This window comes from Paenibacillus sp. JT22N7 (assembly GCF_059383875.1).
Window position 1 is genome coordinate 12,394 of the sequence record NZ_JBXENY010000020.1, and the last position, 16,236, is coordinate 28,629.

Here is a 16,236-nt window from a genome sequence, read left to right on the forward strand (position 1 = left end):
CCGAAAGCCGTCCTTTGACGGCGCGCGGCGTTTCAGTCCGAGAAATATAGAGAAAGTATGGCGAAATCATATACTTTCCTATATTTCAAAAACAAGCAAACCGGCTGCCCGCTGGCAGCCGGTGCATCTTCTTATTTCGCCGCTGGAAGCTCTACGACGATTTTGCCTGAAATAATATCATCGGCAATGGCTTTCACTTTTGTAATCGTGTCTTCGCCAACAAATGGGCTTAGCGCTGATTTGCTGTCTTGTGTTACGAATGTAAGACCTACACCTTTTTCCTTCAAGCCGTAGTCAGTCGCTGTAAAGTCGAATTGGTCGTTTGCGAATGCTTTTACCGTTTCATAAGCTACTGCATCTGTACCTTTCAATTGGGAAAGGACGATATGCTCAGGATCAAGCTCCGTACGGTCGATATCTTGACCGGAAGCGTACAGGCCTTTTTCCTTCGCTGCTTCAAATACGCCAAGATCGCCAACAGCCGACATGCCCGCTACGAAATCTGCGCCTTGGGAATATTGCAGCAGCGCAAGCTCCTTGCCTTTTGCCGAATCGTTGAAATTACCTACATAGTTAACCAAGAATTTTGCATCTGGGTTTGTGCTGTTAAGTCCTTGCTCAAAACCATATGTGTATTTCTTAAGCAGTGGTGTATCCATTGCCACTACTGCGCCAACTACATTCGTTTTAGTGGAGAGGCCAGCAGCTGCGCCTAGCAAGTAAGCAGCTTCCTGCTCACGGAATACGACGCTGCGTACGTTCGGCTGATCCACGACTGTATCGATAATCGCGAATGGCTTGTCCGGATTTTCTGGAGCTACTTTATTAAGGGCATCCTCCGCTTGGAAAGTTGCTGTAATAATCAGATCGTAATTGTCAGCTACCGCTGCGCGCAGGTTTTGCTCGAATGCTGCAGGGTCTGTCGACTCAATCGTTTTCACTTCTACATTAAATTCTTCACCGGCTCTTTTGAAGCCTTCATCCATTGATGCGAAAAACGGGTTAACGCCGATTTGCTCAGGAAGCACGAGCGCTACGCGTTTTTGCTTTGCATTTTCAGGAGAAGCTGTTGCTGTTCCAGCATTTGTAGCCGTGCCAGTATTTGTGCCGGTGCTGCTGTTGTTTGTTCCATTCGAGCCGCAAGCCGCCAGTAAAACGACAACCATCAATATTGAAAATGTTAACGCCAGTGTCTTTTTCATCTGTGTACGTTTCTCTCCCTTAAAATAACTAGTATTTTTCTCTTTATCCTAGTAAGCTTATCGGATTTTGTCAATAGCGAATTTTCGACAAAACTCTTGTTTATTCTACATGATTTTCATGAAAGTTAGTTATAAAAATACGATGTTGACACAAAATTGTAACAATGCTAGTATAATCGTACTATTCCGAGTCATTTAATATGATTTGGAAAATATTATCCAATACCGGAGGGAATTTATGAGTACAAAATATCCTGCACTAACCAGATCCTTATTGTCCGCTTCTCTGGCCCTATCCATTGCTTTATCATCCGCTGTTCCTATTTATGCAGCTGCTTCTACTACAACAGCAACAAGCACAGCAACTACTGCTGCTTCATCAGAAGCCAAGCTGTTCCTTAAAGAAAAGTTTGGCATAGCTTTCACCACCAGCACGATTACAAAAGGACAGTTCATTAAAGCGGTAGCTGATGCGCTTAAGCTGGAGCAGCCGGAAGAGCTTCCTGCCTTCACCGATTTGGCTGAGACCAGCCCTTATTATGCTGCAGCAGCTGCCCTACATAAACAAGGCATTCTTACTTCAACAACCGTAAACGCTGAGCAAAAATTGACAGCAGCTTCCGCTTTGTATATCGCGGTTAAAGCAGCGGGATTGCAGGAGCTTGCCCATACATACCCGCAAGCGAAAATAACAGCTGGTCTGAAGAAGCTGAACATTCCGGCTTCCTCACTAGGAACAGCAGCATCGCAGGAGCTTGCCGCAGCCGTAGATACGGGCTTGCTGCCAGCCTCCCAGTACAATGCGATCAAAGGCAAAGGGCTGACGCCGCAGCTTGCCGAAACGCTAATCGTGCAAATTATTTCCTTTAAAGGGGAATACAAGCACTTCATCGGAAACATCAACGATAGCACTATTTACGCCCAATTGAATGATGCTTTCAAAACGTCCAATATTATTCAAGCACCAGAGCTGCAAACGATTGTAGATACGGCGCTCAAAAATAATTTGGTAACGGGCTACAACTTGAAGGATGCGCGTTTTGACGCCAACTTCACGCCATCGCTATCCCTTACTTATGGACACAGCGACCTCAAGCATGTCATCCAGCTTATCGGTCTGCTGCGCAGCGAAGGCATTGACGCCAAAGTTCAGCTTGAGCCAAAAACATCCGCCTACGTCTTCATGAAGGAATGGGGCGAGCCGCCAACAAAGGACACTGAAAACTATAAAGTGGTTCAAATCGAGAATGGCAATTATATTACGTATGCGAAGGAATTCGATATCGCCTTTGAATTCAACAATGCAGCGGATAAAGCCCGCTTCCAGCCTATTATTTTGCAATATGCGAAAAAAGACAAAGCCGATCAGCCGGGCCTGATTTATGGCTCATGGTTCCAGCCTCTTTACTATTCTTCAACCAAGCTTGATGAATACGAGGTCATTACGAACAATAAAATTACGGGCACCGGCTATTATTATGCCCAGTCCTTCTCGCTGAATGATCAGTCGAAAAATATCGTAGAGGGCTTCCGCAAGCTCGATCCAGCTGTCAACATTAAATCCTATACGTTCTGGGTAGACAAGCCATTCCATAACTACTTGAATGGCGAAGGTCTATAAGCATAAGGCCAATCTTCTAGTGATAAAAAGGGATTCCTTCGTGAAAACGAAGCGAATCCCTTTTTTTGATGTGAACGCTGTTGAAAATGATCTGCAAGCAGGCGACAGCCCAGCCTTTCGGCGGGTTTTAAGCGTCGCTGCTGTCCTCGCGCTTGCGCTCCAAATTTTCACTCATTCTCGTGAACATGCTCACCGTAATGTCCATATCCTCCAGCGAAAACCCTTCATACAGCCTGAGCATGAGATCTTCGCGGACGCGCATAATGCCATCAACCAATTGCCGTCCTTCATCCGTTATGGTGAGCAGCACAATACGGCGGTCCTCTTCGCTGCGTTCACGGTCAATATAGCCAAAATTAATTAAACGATCGGCGATACCCGTGACCGCACCGCTCGTAATTTGCAGCAATTCCGCCATAACTGACGCTTTCTGCGGCCCATGCTCGGACAAAAGCAAAACCATCTTTGCATCCGTCATGCCCAGCCCTTTCACATTAAAACGATTCCACTCCGCATGGATTAGCCGTCTGAGCTGGCGAAAAGCCTCATCCATCTCGCGCATTTTTTTTATTCTTTTTTCCGAATTTTCCTGTTTCATCTATATCCCTCACGATACTGGATTTCTTCACGGCCTAATGAAAAATTTTTTTCTAGCCATATGAAAACCACGATAATTATACTTTTCCTACTACTATAGCTTGTTTTTCCTTGATAGCCAAGCCAGAAGCCGTTTAAAGCATATAAGTCCATCAACATTACTAGCCAATGCTTGTCCTCTGTGTTAAACTCAAAGGTATCGACTTTTCATACAGGAGGGAATTTTAATGGCACCTAAGAAGATGCGTTCAGACATGATAAAAAAAGGATTTGACCGTGCACCCCACCGCAGTTTGCTGCGTGCAGCGGGAGTAGCGGAGGAAGATTTCGACAAGCCCTTTATTGCTGTTTGTAATTCCTATATTGATATTGTACCTGGTCACGTTCATTTGCAGGAATTCGGCAAGCTGGTTAAACAAGCGATTCGCGATGCTGGCGGCGTTCCTTTTGAATTCAACACGATTGGCGTTGATGATGGAATCGCTATGGGACACATCGGCATGCGCTACTCGCTGGCGAGCCGCGAAATTATTGCCGACTCCGTAGAAACCGTTGTAAATGCGCACTGGTTCGACGGCATGGTCTGCATTCCAAACTGCGACAAAATTACACCGGGCATGATGATGGGCGCGCTTCGCGTCAACATCCCGACGCTGTTCGTCAGCGGCGGACCGATGAAAGCAGGTAAAACATCCGACGGCCGCTCGATCTCGCTCTCCAGCGTTTTTGAAGGCGTTGGCGCTTACCAAGCAGGCATCATCGATGATAAGGGCTTGCTGGAGCTTGAACAGTTCGGCTGTCCGACTTGCGGCTCATGCTCAGGCATGTTCACAGCCAACTCGATGAACTGTCTTGCTGAAGGCCTTGGCCTCGCGCTTCCAGGCAACGGCACGATTCTTGCCGTAGCACCTGAGCGCAGGGAATTTGTTAAGCAATCGGCTACTCAACTGATGAAGCTGATTGAGCTTGGCATCAAGCCTCGCGATATCGTAACGAAAGATACGATCGATAATGCTTTTGCCCTTGATATGGCAATGGGCGGTTCCACAAATACCGTTCTTCATACGCTGGCACTTGCACATGAAGCAGGCATTGACTACCCAATCGAGCGCATCAATGAAATCGCAGAGCGTGTGCCGCATTTGGCTAAAATCGCTCCGGCTTCCGATTACCACATCGAAGATGTGCATCTTGCTGGCGGCGTTAGTGCTGTACTAAATGAAATGTTCAAAAAAGAAGGCACTCTGCATGGCGATTGCATCACTGTAACAGGCAAGACGCTGCGCGAAAACGTAGAGGGCTGTGAAATTCAAAATACCGACGTTATTCGAACCATTGATAATCCGCATAGTGAGCGTGGCGGACTTGCTGTATTGTTCGGCAACCTTGCTCCAGGCGGCGCAATCATCAAAGTCGGCGCGATCGACAAATCGGTTAACGGCTATCATAAAGGTCCTGCTATTTGCTTTGATTCCCAGGATGAAGCTCTTGCTGGCATCGCTAACGGCAAAGTTAAAGAAGGACATGTTGTCATCATTCGTTATGAAGGACCTAAAGGCGGCCCTGGCATGCCAGAAATGCTCGCTCCTACTTCGCAAATCGCTGGCATGGGCCTTGGCGCTAAAGTCGGTCTCGTAACCGATGGCCGCTTCTCCGGCGCATCCCGCGGCATCAGTATCGGCCACGTTTCACCGGAAGCGGCTGAAGGCGGACCAATCGCTTTCGTACAAGACGGCGATATCGTTGAGCTGGATATGAACAACCGTGGCATGAACGTATTGATCAGCGACGAGGAGTTCGAGAAACGCCGTGCTGCATGGCCGGGCTTCGAACCAAAAATCAAACGCGGTTATCTCGCGCGTTATTCCCACCTCGTTACAAACGCCAGCCGTGGCGGCGTAATGAAAATGTAGTTAAAAGCAAGCAGCGCTTCGGCGCTGCTTTTCTTTTTCCCCTTATATAAATGAATAACGAAAAAGCACGCTTATCCGCATTAACTGCGAACGAGCATGCTTTTTTTGTATGGTCACGCCGATTTGCCGCTTAAAATGAGCTACTCTAGCTGGCCAGCTTGCAATTAGGAGCTCGACGTCTCGCTTTGGCTCAAAACTCCTGCAAGCACCATCGAGCCTCTAGGCTCTACCCCGTTCGCATCCGGCTCCTGCGTAATAGCAATTTGATCATATTCATCCGGATTAAAGGTAAAATAAAGCGCCCCTACCCCTTCATTCGGCAGAAACGTTCCCGCATTAACCGGCTTGCCATCTTTAAGCAGCCAAACCTGGAATGCTTCATCGCCTTGAAGCTTAGGCAGCTGCTCGACCTGAATGATCAAATGCATCCCTTTGCTGTCGACGCTAATCGTCGCCCGCCCCTCGGCTACAATGCCTGCTTCCGCCGGCTTAAGCGAAACGACACCGTTCACCTGTGAAGCAGCAGCTGGACTTTCCGCCGCCGCAATCTGCTGCTGCAGCTGCTCCAGTTGGCTCGATAAATCAGCCGTTTCATTTCTTAGGTGGTTAACCTGCTGCAATAAAAAGCCCGATAGAATAACAAACGAAGCCGCGACACCGGTCATAACACGAACAATCCAACGTTTTCGCAATTGAGCCTGTGATTCCGCTGTATGCTGCTGCGTTTGACCGAGCGACGGTTCACTCTCCGCGACCACTGCTGTTGCCCGTGAAGGGGTAGGGTCTGTCGCTGGCTCAGATTGCAGCACAGCAGCCAGAATACGCTGCTTCATACCGGCTGGGGGTTCTACCGAATCAACTGCAAGGGGCAGACGAGTGATTATAGGCTGCAACTCTTCCAACGTCCTCCTGCATTGCTGGCAATGCGACAAATGATGTTCAAATTGCTGTGCTGCTTTTGCATCGAGGCCACCAATTGCATACATCTCCACGTCATCACAAAGTGAATCATTAGGTTTAATCATTGCCGCACTCCCTCCTTCCATGTATGTTCAAACCGTTTGCGAAGCTGGCGTAGCGCCAGCCTGACTCTGCTTTTAACGGTACCAAGCGGAATTTGATGCTTGTCCGCTACCTCTTGCTGCGTATAGCCCATATAATAGATCCATTCAACAACCTGTTTCTGGTCATCATTCAGCTGTCCAATGGCTTCTTTCATTTTTTCCCCTAGCATGCGGTCCTCAACGACCTGTTCCGTTATAAGCGGATCGACGGTTCGCTCCAGGATCATCTCTCCCTGAACCTGCTGTGGGCGTCTTTCTTGCTTTCTAATCCAATCGATTGCAAGGTTGCGCGCGATTGCAAAAATCCAGGTGCTGATCTTTCCGAATGCCTCCTCGGCTTCAACCCGTGAAGCCGCATTCCATATCTGCACAAACAGCTCTTGCACCACTTCCTCCGACGCCATAGCATCCTTCAACATGCGATAAACGAATGAATAGACGGGACGTTCATAACGATTGTACAACTGCTCAAGCGCGGATGCATCTTGCCTTGCAATCTGTTGAATTAAATATTCATCAGATGTCGGTTCCCCCCATGCTGGGATAGCCTCCTCTATAATTAAGTGGTCGTTACTATACCTACCAACGCAGTCCACCAAACGCACCTTTTTCTCTATTTGAAAACTCCGGCTGCCTGTAAACAGACGCCGGAGCTCAATTATATGGCAGAGGTGCTGCCATCCACAGAAACAGAATCCACTGCTGCAGTTTGCGTCTTATGCAAGTTCGCCTCTTGCCCGGAGCTGACGCGCAGCAGTGCTGCATGCATATTTTGATAAGCTTGCATTTTGCTCATTGGCATGAGCAGCAAACAAGGATCAAGCGCTTTTCTGCGCTGTTTGCTTTTCTTATTTCGTTGTTTCTTCGTCAACACGCGCATGAGCAGCCGCAAATAAATTCGGGTCGTGCGAGCAAATAGACCGTTAGGCAAAGGGAACACCTCAAAGCCAAACCGATCGGCTCCCTGATGAATCATCGTAATGCCATACAGCGCCTTCGCCTCCACTGCCGCTGGATCATGCGCTAATTGGCTGGCAAGCATAGGCAATGCAGCTTCGACTTCTCGCAGCATCCGAATTCCAGCGGCAAGTGGCGTTGCCGCTTCTGCGGCAATGCCAGACAGCTTGCGGTTGTCAAAATGCAGCTCCACAACGCGGTCTCCCTTGTTTAAACGCTGGCCATCTGCAAGCTCAATCGGTTGACCGCTGTAAGCAATCGTACGATAATGGAACGCCGGTGGTGAATCCTCCCCTACCTGCTTAAGCTGAAACAGGAAATGGAATACTCGCTCATACTGCAGCCACAGCGTTATAAGTGATTTTTTCCACCAAGACAGCTGGCGCTCCTTCGCCCGTTCTGTCAGCTTAATCATTTCTTCAATCGCAACAAAACGAAAACCTTGCTTGCGGCCTTCCTGCAAATAAGCTTCAAGGGCGACCAGCATATGAGCAGGAGCCTCGTGATGGGCTCCAGGCGTTTGCCCGCAATCATGGAGCAGCAGCACTTCGCCAGGGCGGAGCTTCTTTAGCATTTTTCGCTTAAGCCGCTCAGCGCCCAGCCTCTTGTTCCAATCGCCGAACATCGACGACCATAATACAATTTGCAAATGTCCAATGCCAGCAAAATCAAACACATTGATAATGCCCCAAGGAGGCCGATAATAATTGGAACGGCTCCCCGTTGCCTCTCGTATTATTTCGCATGTACGCTCGATCTGACGCTTGACGGACCTTGGCCGCATAAACCAATTTGTTCGATGAACAAAATTGTGTATGCCAAGCGTATGACCTTCCTCATGTATTTTGCGTAACAGCTCCGGGTGCGCTTCGCCATGTGCGCCAACAATGAAAAAAGTCGCTTTCGCATCATAGCGAGCCAGCAACTCGAGCAGCTTTGGCGTATAGACAGCATCCGGGCCATCGTCAAAGGTAAGGGCAATTTCCTTCTTTACCAGGCCTTTCTTAAAAACCCGAAATCCGAAAGTACGACTGATAAAAGCAGGGAGGAAAGCGTAGAACGAGAAAAAATAAAGAGTCCAGACAACCAAGTTCTCCATATATGTTTCCCCACCGTTATTAAAATTTTTGCTGCATGGAATCGGCGATAATCCAACAACGATAACTTTAATTGTATCATAAGGCATCAAAAAATAGGCAGCAAAATTAAAATTATAGTACAATCAAAGCGAGATATACGAAATTGGAAAAGAGAGGTTTTCAGTTATGCTACCGTTTTATAAAAAATATTGGCGAACCGCATTCGACATTGCACTAATCGCACTAACGGTTTATTTAATTATGCTTGCCTTTAGTCATTTTTATCGATTGGCTACACCTATCATTTTCTCCTTTGTTATTTTTATGTGCATTGAGCCGCTGGCACGCAGGCTGAACAAGATCGGCATTAAGAAATCCATCGCTTCAGGCATATCGATTTTATTGTTTTCCATTCTTATTCTTTCCGCCTTCTCCGGGCTCGGTTACATTATTTCGAAGCAGGGCTCCGAGTTTCTGGACAAGCTGCCGGAATATGAGACCATTCTCAAGGAACAGGTGGAGCTTCGCACTTCACAGGTGCAAAATAAAATTCAGGCCCTCCCGCCTGAGCTCGTCACGCAAATTACGGAATACATCCAGGGTGCTGCCGAATATGTGCCGAATTTGGTCAAAACGCTGTTTGCCGGAACTGTTGGCTACGTCTCCTCATTTTCCAGCTTTATGTTTAACTTTCTGGTCGGTATTATATTAGCTTATTTCCTTAGTATTGAAATTAATGACTGGAAAAAAACAGCGGCGGATAAAACGCCAAAAACGTTTAAGAAAGCCTTTTTCTTTTTGCGTGAAAATGTATTGAAAGGCATTACCGGCTATCTGAAGGCACAAACCAAGATGATTACGATTACGTTTTTCGTCATCTTCATCGCCCTGCTGCTGCTCGGTGTCAAAAATGCCCTTGTCGTTGCCGTCATCTCCGCTATTTTTGATGTGCTGCCGCTGCTTGGAGTAGGTACAATCTTCATTCCTTGGGTTATTTATTTGTTTATTGTGGGGCACACCTCGCTTGCGGTATGGCTGTCCGTATTGTATCTCGTCGTCGTACTGGCGAGACAGCTGTTGGAGCCAAAAATTACCGGAGATACGCTCGGCGTATCTGCATTTACGATGCTGGCGTTTATGATTATTTCGCTCAAGCTGTTCGGCATTGCTGGTGTCATCTTATCGCCCGTGCTCATTATTTTGCTCAAAACCTTATATGACCAAGGCTTCTTCCATCGCTGGATCAGAGCGCCGCAAGGCGAATTCGACAACCAGGTGCCGCCTCCAGATGCTGGAGGCCCAGGCAGCCCGCCAGTTCCTCCAAGCGTTTAAATTCGCTTTACCGCTTCGCTATAATATCCATGACGCCGCGAAACAGCTTCGTCGCCTGATTGCTTGTACCAGGACTTCGGTTCTCAGCAAGCACGGCGACGGCGTATCGCGGCGTATTTGTCGGTCCGTAGCCGATGAACCACTGGTGGACGCGCTCCTTCCCGCTGAGCAGCGTCTGTGCCGTACCGGACTTCCCGGCAACGGGCCATAGACCGTCGCGAATAGAGCGGCCCGTTCCACGCTCAGTGACCGCCTTCATCCCTTCCAGCAGCATGCCTGCGGTTCTCGGATGTATCGGCGTCCCTGCCTGCTTGGCCTGCAGGGGCTTCAGCTCCACCATCAGCTGCCCGTTCGCATAACGGATTTCACTCACGATTCGCGGCTCCAGCCGCTGACCGCCATGCAAAATCGTCACGACCAAATTCGCCGCCTGCAGCGGCGTCATCCTGACATCCCGTTGGCCGATACCGCTTTGAGCCATAATGCCCCCGTCTACGTCAAGGGTAGGCTTGTCCTGCAATTGCTGCCAAATGCTCGCAGCAAATAACTGTCCGCCTTCCTCCTCGCCAAGCAGCCGCAAACGCCCGGCAAACGGGCCAAATGCTGATTCGGCATGCCAGCCAGCCGGTGCACCAATGCCAAGCGCCGCCGCGGTCTGATACAGCTCATAGCCGCTCAGCCGCTCAGCAAGCGTTGCAAACACGATGTTGCAGGACTGGGCTAATCCTTCCTCAAGCGTCAAGCTTCCGTGGCCGTCTTGCTTCCAGCACGTTAAACCATATTTTCCATACTTCCCGCTGCATGTGAACACTTCTTTTTCGTCGACAACACCAGCCTCAAGCGCCGCCGCTTCCGTTACGAGCTTAAAAATCGAACCCGGAGCAACCGCTTGGAGCGCATGATTCGACCAATCGGTTGCCTCATTGCGATCCAGCTGCTGCGGGTTCATCTGCGGCCGAGATACCATGCTGACGATATCTGCATTTTGCGCATCCAGCACGACGATCGCTCCTGCTTTCAAGCCATTTGCATCCGCATAAAGCTCAAGCTGCTGCTGGAGCTTTAAATCCAGCGTCGTCTTTACCTTCAGTGGATAATATTCGCTATCCGGCTGAAAAACCCGCAGACCCAGCCCCTGCAGCGGATGGTGCTTTCCATCGAGAAAAAAAGATACCGACGTGGGTCCGTTGCCTCTGAGCAGCGTATCCAGCGATTTTTCAAGTCCAGCCCCACCGATTTCATCTGTCAGCTTGCGCTTGCCTGACGCCAGATCCGCCCCATAGGCCTGCTCCAGCCATTCCGGGTGCTGGCTTATAAAGCCAATAGCTTGTCTGGCATTAAACTGCGGCAAATACCGATTGTGATAAGGGAGCACCTTGGCTCCATTAATATGGAGCTGCGAAAGTCCAGCCAGTTGGCTCGCGGACAAGCTCAAAGGCGCTTTCTGTCCGTCCTCCCGCCAAAAATCGGCACCCTTCAGCGTATCCCATTTTTCCACTAATTGTTCGTAGGACACATGTAATAGCTTCGCCAGTTTGCGCAGCTCTGCCGCATCTCCCCGTGCCTTGCTCTCCACTGGAAACAGCGCCAATACAGAATAGCTTTCCCCTGTAATGGCGCTTCCATAACGATCAATAAAATCGCCGCGTCCTGAATCGAGCACCAAATTTCGCTGCCGCTGAATGGCTGCCTTATGCTTCCAGTCGGTATGCTTGCCAATTGTCTGTACAGCGGGCTGCGCCAAGCTTGGCACCAATTGCAGCGTCGCCAGCCGGATCAAATAACCTGCCATTATAACCGTTAAAAATATTGCTACAATTGCTGCACGTCGCCTGACCATTACCGCAGCCCCCTTTTCCTTTCAGTATGGCCTTAATGCCAACGCATAATCAGCATCTCCCATTCCTTAAGCCCTTCTGCCCCTGCTCCAGCTGCCAAAAAAATAGTTCAGTTTCATTTAAGGTAGCCCAAGTATGATAGCCATCAAGAACTTACAAGAAGAGGTGATGCTTCTATTATGAAGACGCACAAGAAGGCAACCAAAAAGAAGAAACGGATATGGCTGATTGCAACGATCGTAACGCTCTTAGGCCTTGGCTCATTGACATATGGTCTCGCAGACCGTTATTTGATCAAGCACGTTGAAGTCGTCGTAACAGACAATACAGCCGCATCCACCAGCTCAAACGAAACGGCCGCAACTACTGATGTTCAAGCCACTTCAGATGACTGGAATTACACCAGTGACGATATCCAAATCAAAATCAACCAAGTGCAGACCGGCTCTGGCTCAGACCTGATTACGTATTATGTCGCAGATGTCACCGTTAAAGCTGCCAGCAGTCTGCGCTCCGCATTCGCCGATAACAGCTTTGGAACGAATATTGTGGAGGATACATCGGTCATCGCTTCCAGCAATCATGCTATTTTTGCAATCAACGGCGATTATTATGGCTTCCGTGACGACGGAGTTATTATTCGCAACGGCACCGTATATCGCGATGAACCGGTGCGGGATGCGCTGGCACTGCTGGATGACGGAACGATCCAAACCTATGACGAAACAGAAACTTCTTCCTCTGACCTGCTTGCAGAAGGTGTCATCAATACGCTGTCATTCGGGCCGATCCTGATTCAAGATGGCAAAATCACTAGTGATTTCAGCAATGTTAAAATCGATACCAATTTTGGCAACCGCTCCATTCAAAATGCGAATCCAAGAACTGCGATCGGCATGATTGCCCCGAACCATTATGTGTTTGTCGTGGTAGACGGGCGGAAGGAAGGATACAGCCGCGGAATGACACTGACCGAGCTTGCTGACGTCATGGCGGGTCTTGGAGCTACAGAAGCGTACAACTTAGATGGCGGCGGTTCATCGACGATGTATTTTATGGGCAGAGTTGTCAATAATCCGCTTGGCAAAAACCAGGAGCGTGGCGTCAGCGACATCCTTTACATTGGAGAGGAGTAATCATTATGACTATATTAATTCCGTCCTACGAGCCTGATCATAGGCTGCTTGATTTGATCCAGCAGCTGCATGCGTTCCAGCTTGAGCCCATCGTCATTGTCGATGACGGGAGCGGGCCCAGCTACCGCGAAATTTTCGAAGCGGCTGAAGCGTCCGGCTGTACCGTTATAACCCACGAGGTCAACCTCGGGAAAGGACGCGCCTTGAAAACAGGGTTCGGCTATATCCAAGAAGCCGGTTTGCCGGGCCATGTCGTCTGTGCGGATAGTGATGGGCAGCATTTGCCCCATGACATTAAGCGGATTTTCGAAAAGCTGCTCAGCCAGACAACGCCAGGCATTGTGCTGGGCAGCCGTCGTTTCAGTGGAACCATTCCACTGCGCAGCCGCTTTGGCAACTCGGTCACTCGGTCAGTCTTCTCCCTCACTACGGGCACTAAAATTTATGATACGCAAACCGGCTTGCGCGGCTTTTCACTTGCAATGCTGGACTGGCTATGCCAGATTCCCGGCGAACGGTTTGAATATGAAATGAACATGCTGCTGACCGCCCATCGGGATGGATATAAAATTACCGAGGAATTTATCGACACCGTATATTTGGATCATAATAAATCCTCCCATTTTCGTCCGCTGATCGACTCTTTCCGCATTTATTTGCCGATTATAATGTTCAGCACGTCATCCCTGCTGTCGGCGCTGCTAGACTTCACGCTATTATTTCTTATTCAAAGTATTAGCCACAATCTATTCTTATCTGTCGTTGCAGCAAGATTATGCAGCTCCATCTTCAACTATACAATGAACCGAAAGTACGTGTTCACGGGCGGCAAAGTATCCAAGCTTCATCAGTCGCTGCCTAAATATTTTTCGCTGGTCATCCTTGTGCTGCTCTTAAATTATGGCTTGCTATATTTTTATAATGAAACGCTGATTATTCCCCTTGTTATCGCCAAACTGCTGACCGAGGCCTCTATTTTCCTTTTCAGTTATTGGGCCCAGCGCAAATATGTGTATTAGGGTGAAAACGGGCTTCCCTGCATGAAAAGCTTGGCTTCCGATCGCCATTACTCCTCGCATTTCTTCAAATAAGCCTCTATATGTAGAAATGCAAGGGCAAAAACGTACGCTGACGCTTCTCCAGCACAACCTTTTCATTCCGTTTCGCTTTTTTACCATGGTTCAAGTTGAAACGGCTGCCGCCGTCCTTTGACAGTGCGGCGCGTTTCATTCCGAGAAATATAAGCTTATTTATACGTGTGAAACTTATAAATTCTTATATTTTAAAAAAAGCCGTTTGAACGGGAAAGCACCCCGTTCAAACGGCTTAATATACAGCTTGCTATTCGATTTTGAATTTCGCGAGCGAATCTTTCAGCTCGCGCGATACGCTGCCCAGCTCTTCCGACAAGCTGACGAGACCGTCACTAATGCTAAGCTGCTCGCTGCTGAGGGAAGCTACCTCTTCCGATGTCGCCGAAGACTGCTCTGCTACTGCGCTGACATTCGTCATCGCCTCGGACAATACCTCCTGCGACTTGTCCAGCTCCCCGATGGAGTCCGTTACTGAATCCAGCTTGTGTACAAACTGCACCATCTGCTCCTGTACACCTACGAAAATATCTGTCGCTTGCTTCACAGAAACGATTTGCTCCTGGAATAAAGGATAGGCATCCGACAATACGCTAACCGTATTGTCAATTTCCTCTTGGATTTTTTCCGTGATTTGTCCTACGACATCAATCGATTGACGGGATTGATCAGCCAGCTTGCGGATTTCATCAGCTACAACCATAAAGCCTTTGCCCGCTGCGCCTGCCCGCGCCGCTTCAATCGCCGCATTCAAGGACAAAATATTTGTTTGCTTCGTCAAATTGTTCAATACATCCAAAATTTTAACGATAGAGCCTGTGCTGTCTTTAAGGCTGTCTACCTTCTCCACCATAGAGCGGGTCATTTGCTCGGTCTGTCCAGTCTTATGGCTCAGCTCGCCCATGTAGGCCGCTCCGCGCTCACTCGCCTTCTCTACCTCACCAGCTGCACGCACAATTTCCGCATTCGCCTGCTTCACCGTTTCCATCTGCGTCGAAATATTGCCGCTCAAATCGCTGCCGCGCTCTGCCTCAACAGCAAGGCTTGAAGCGCCATTTGCGATTTCTTCGGTTGCGACTGATATTTCCCGTGAAGAGATCGCGGTCTTCCGTGATACATCCGTCAGCTCGCCTGCCGTATGCAGCACAGTATCCGCAGATTGCGTAGCCTGCTTCGCCAAATTGGTAATTTGCGTCATCATATCGTTGAAGCTGTCACTCAGCTCGCCGATTTCATCGGAACGTTTGCGAATAGCAGAACGAACCGTCAAATTGCCCCGTTGTCCCTCGTTCATCAAATTGCGCAAGTTCGTTAGTGGCTGTGCAATCGTTTTAATTACGAGGAAGCCAATCGCAATCGCAAGGAATACAGCTACAATTGCAGTAATAATGGTCATATTGCGAATGACTTTTGCATCCTCTACCAACGTATCTACCGGAATGAGGCCCAGCAGCTTCCAATCAACGGAATCAAATGTTTTATAGACTGTCAGCATGGATTCGCCATCGCTAGTATTCAGTTTTTTCGAGCCTTCTATTGCAGCGTCGCCTTCCGTTGGAAGAGCTACTGGAGCCGGCTGACCAATGAGTTCATTATTAGGAGCCGCAATATAGTTATTTTGACCATCTACAATTGAAAGCTCGCTGCCAGGTCCCAAGGATACTTCTTTGAATCTTTCCTGAATACTTGCCAAATTAATTTCAATCAGCAGCATATAGGAAACTTCATTAAGCGTGCTATCCTTCAAAAGACGGCTGATGCCAACCGTTGGCGCTCCGTTCGCACCGCCAAAGCCTTTCGGCTGGGTCGCAATCCATAGCGCCTTGCCGTTCGATTCCTGCACCTTGCCGAACCATTCTTCCTTCTTCATCGCATCGGAAGCAACAGAAGATGCATTTCCTGCTGTTACGACTGGCAGCTTGTCATCCAACGGCAGCAAATAGAGTGCCTTAATGCTAGCATTTCCAAGCACGTAATCCTGCATTTTGTTCGACAGCTCACGGCTTGCTTCAAACCGGGTATAATCGTCCTCGCCATCACGCATTTTACCAATCAACGTATGTAAGTCTTTGTTAATCAAAATTTGCATCGTCATTTCTTCATAGTTGTCCAAAATAATGTTCAAGTTCGTCGTTACCTGGCTGACGGTCTGAAAGCTAGCCCCGGAAACTTTGCGCTCGACAATCGTTTTCGTTTGGGAATATGCAATTAGTCCTACTGCCAGAACGCAGGCTACGATGCTGGCAAATATAATTAAAAACAGCTTCGTACCTACCGATTTATTAACCTGGTTCAGCTTCATTTCCTTGGACAGCGATAAAAGCTGCTTGGATGAGCTTTTCCCGTATTTGCCTGTCTTAGAGATGATTTTTTTCATAATCGGTTTAGAGCCGCTCCAAAATCCAG

At 48.6% G+C, this 16,236-nt stretch carries 12 protein-coding genes; 5 read left to right on the forward strand and 7 right to left on the reverse strand.

Going from position 1 to position 16,236, the window contains the following annotated elements:
* Nucleotides 1-131: 131 nt before the first annotated feature.
* Nucleotides 132-1,202 (reverse strand): BMP family lipoprotein, encoded by a 1,071-nt coding sequence (locus tag AC50Y5_RS32245; RefSeq protein WP_056040061.1) that lies wholly within the window; start codon nt 1,200-1,202, stop codon nt 132-134.
* 238 nt (nt 1,203-1,440) lie between these two features.
* On the opposite strand from AC50Y5_RS32245, the gene AC50Y5_RS32250 reads away from it, so the two are divergent.
* Nucleotides 1,441-2,823: a hypothetical protein gene (locus tag AC50Y5_RS32250; RefSeq protein WP_494865664.1), complete on the forward strand. Its 1,383-nt coding sequence runs from the start codon at nt 1,441-1,443 to the stop codon at nt 2,821-2,823.
* A 127-nt stretch (nt 2,824-2,950) separates the two neighbouring features.
* Here AC50Y5_RS32250 and AC50Y5_RS32255 read toward each other — a convergent pair whose 3' ends face one another.
* On the reverse strand, nt 2,951-3,421 hold the full coding sequence (locus AC50Y5_RS32255; RefSeq protein ID WP_099521220.1) for a MarR family winged helix-turn-helix transcriptional regulator: 471 nt from the start codon (nt 3,419-3,421) through the stop codon (nt 2,951-2,953).
* A 226-nt stretch (nt 3,422-3,647) separates the two neighbouring features.
* Between AC50Y5_RS32255 and ilvD the strand changes: the two genes are divergently transcribed.
* Entirely contained in the window at nt 3,648-5,333 is a 1,686-nt protein-coding gene (gene ilvD, locus AC50Y5_RS32260; protein WP_056040057.1) for a dihydroxy-acid dehydratase, read from the forward strand.
* A 164-nt stretch (nt 5,334-5,497) separates the two neighbouring features.
* Here the strand turns inward: ilvD and AC50Y5_RS32265 are convergent, their stop codons facing one another.
* The 3 genes from AC50Y5_RS32265 to AC50Y5_RS32275 all read right to left on the reverse strand — a co-directional run bounded on the left by AC50Y5_RS32265 (nt 5,498) and on the right by AC50Y5_RS32275 (nt 8,453).
* Nucleotides 5,498-6,358, reverse strand: a complete 861-nt coding sequence (locus AC50Y5_RS32265; RefSeq protein WP_494865667.1) for an anti-sigma factor domain-containing protein — start codon at nt 6,356-6,358, stop codon at nt 5,498-5,500.
* Nucleotides 6,355-6,993, reverse strand: coding sequence for an RNA polymerase sigma factor (locus tag AC50Y5_RS32270; RefSeq protein WP_494865669.1), 639 nt, complete (start codon nt 6,991-6,993; stop codon nt 6,355-6,357). Before AC50Y5_RS32270 ends, AC50Y5_RS32265 begins: the two co-directional genes overlap by 4 nt.
* A 62-nt stretch (nt 6,994-7,055) precedes the next feature.
* A complete protein-coding gene (locus tag AC50Y5_RS32275) occupies nt 7,056-8,453 on the reverse strand; it encodes a polysaccharide deacetylase family protein (RefSeq protein WP_494865671.1) in 1,398 nt (465 codons plus the stop codon).
* Nucleotides 8,454-8,619: 166 nt separating this feature from the next.
* On the opposite strand from AC50Y5_RS32275, the gene ytvI reads away from it, so the two are divergent.
* Entirely contained in the window at nt 8,620-9,765 is a 1,146-nt protein-coding gene (ytvI, locus tag AC50Y5_RS32280) for a sporulation integral membrane protein YtvI (RefSeq protein ID WP_056040055.1), read from the forward strand.
* A 7-nt stretch (nt 9,766-9,772) separates the two neighbouring features.
* Here the strand turns inward: ytvI and AC50Y5_RS32285 are convergent, their stop codons facing one another.
* On the reverse strand, nt 9,773-11,605 hold the full coding sequence (locus tag AC50Y5_RS32285) for a peptidoglycan D,D-transpeptidase FtsI family protein (protein ID WP_056040053.1): 1,833 nt from the start codon (nt 11,603-11,605) through the stop codon (nt 9,773-9,775).
* Nucleotides 11,606-11,782: 177 nt separating this feature from the next.
* Between AC50Y5_RS32285 and AC50Y5_RS32290 the strand changes: the two genes are divergently transcribed.
* Entirely contained in the window at nt 11,783-12,739 is a 957-nt protein-coding gene (locus AC50Y5_RS32290; RefSeq protein WP_056040051.1) for a phosphodiester glycosidase family protein, read from the forward strand.
* Nucleotides 12,740-12,744: 5 nt separating this feature from the next.
* Complete coding sequence (locus tag AC50Y5_RS32295) at nt 12,745-13,758, forward strand: GtrA family protein (RefSeq protein ID WP_056040044.1); 1,014 nt, start codon at nt 12,745-12,747, stop codon at nt 13,756-13,758.
* Nucleotides 13,759-14,080: 322 nt separating this feature from the next.
* Here AC50Y5_RS32295 and AC50Y5_RS32300 read toward each other — a convergent pair whose 3' ends face one another.
* Nucleotides 14,081-16,132 carry a methyl-accepting chemotaxis protein gene (locus AC50Y5_RS32300; protein WP_200931662.1) on the reverse strand — a complete coding sequence of 684 codons (2,052 nt, stop codon included), beginning with the start codon at nt 16,130-16,132 and terminating at the stop codon, nt 14,081-14,083.
* Nucleotides 16,133-16,236 lie beyond the last annotated feature (104 nt).

Excerpts from the sequence above, each read along its gene's own strand:
- AC50Y5_RS32295 (WP_056040044.1), top strand. The coding sequence starts at position 12,745 with ATGACTATATTAATTCCGTCCTACGAGCCTGATCATAGGCTGCTTGAT.
- AC50Y5_RS32290 (WP_056040051.1), top strand. The coding sequence starts at position 11,783 with ATGAAGACGCACAAGAAGGCAACCAAAAAGAAGAAACGGATATGGCTG.
- AC50Y5_RS32255 (WP_099521220.1), bottom strand. The coding sequence starts at position 3,421 with ATGAAACAGGAAAATTCGGAAAAAAGAATAAAAAAAATGCGCGAGATG.
- AC50Y5_RS32245 (WP_056040061.1), bottom strand. The coding sequence starts at position 1,202 with ATGAAAAAGACACTGGCGTTAACATTTTCAATATTGATGGTTGTCGTT.
- AC50Y5_RS32250 (WP_494865664.1), top strand. The coding sequence starts at position 1,441 with ATGAGTACAAAATATCCTGCACTAACCAGATCCTTATTGTCCGCTTCT.
- AC50Y5_RS32300 (WP_200931662.1), bottom strand. The coding sequence starts at position 16,132 with ATGAAGCTGAACCAGGTTAATAAATCGGTAGGTACGAAGCTGTTTTTA.
- AC50Y5_RS32285 (WP_056040053.1), bottom strand. The coding sequence starts at position 11,605 with ATGGTCAGGCGACGTGCAGCAATTGTAGCAATATTTTTAACGGTTATA.
- AC50Y5_RS32265 (WP_494865667.1), bottom strand. The coding sequence starts at position 6,358 with ATGATTAAACCTAATGATTCACTTTGTGATGACGTGGAGATGTATGCA.
- ilvD (WP_056040057.1), top strand. The coding sequence starts at position 3,648 with ATGGCACCTAAGAAGATGCGTTCAGACATGATAAAAAAAGGATTTGAC.
- ytvI (WP_056040055.1), top strand. The coding sequence starts at position 8,620 with ATGCTACCGTTTTATAAAAAATATTGGCGAACCGCATTCGACATTGCA.
- AC50Y5_RS32275 (WP_494865671.1), bottom strand. The coding sequence starts at position 8,453 with ATGGAGAACTTGGTTGTCTGGACTCTTTATTTTTTCTCGTTCTACGCT.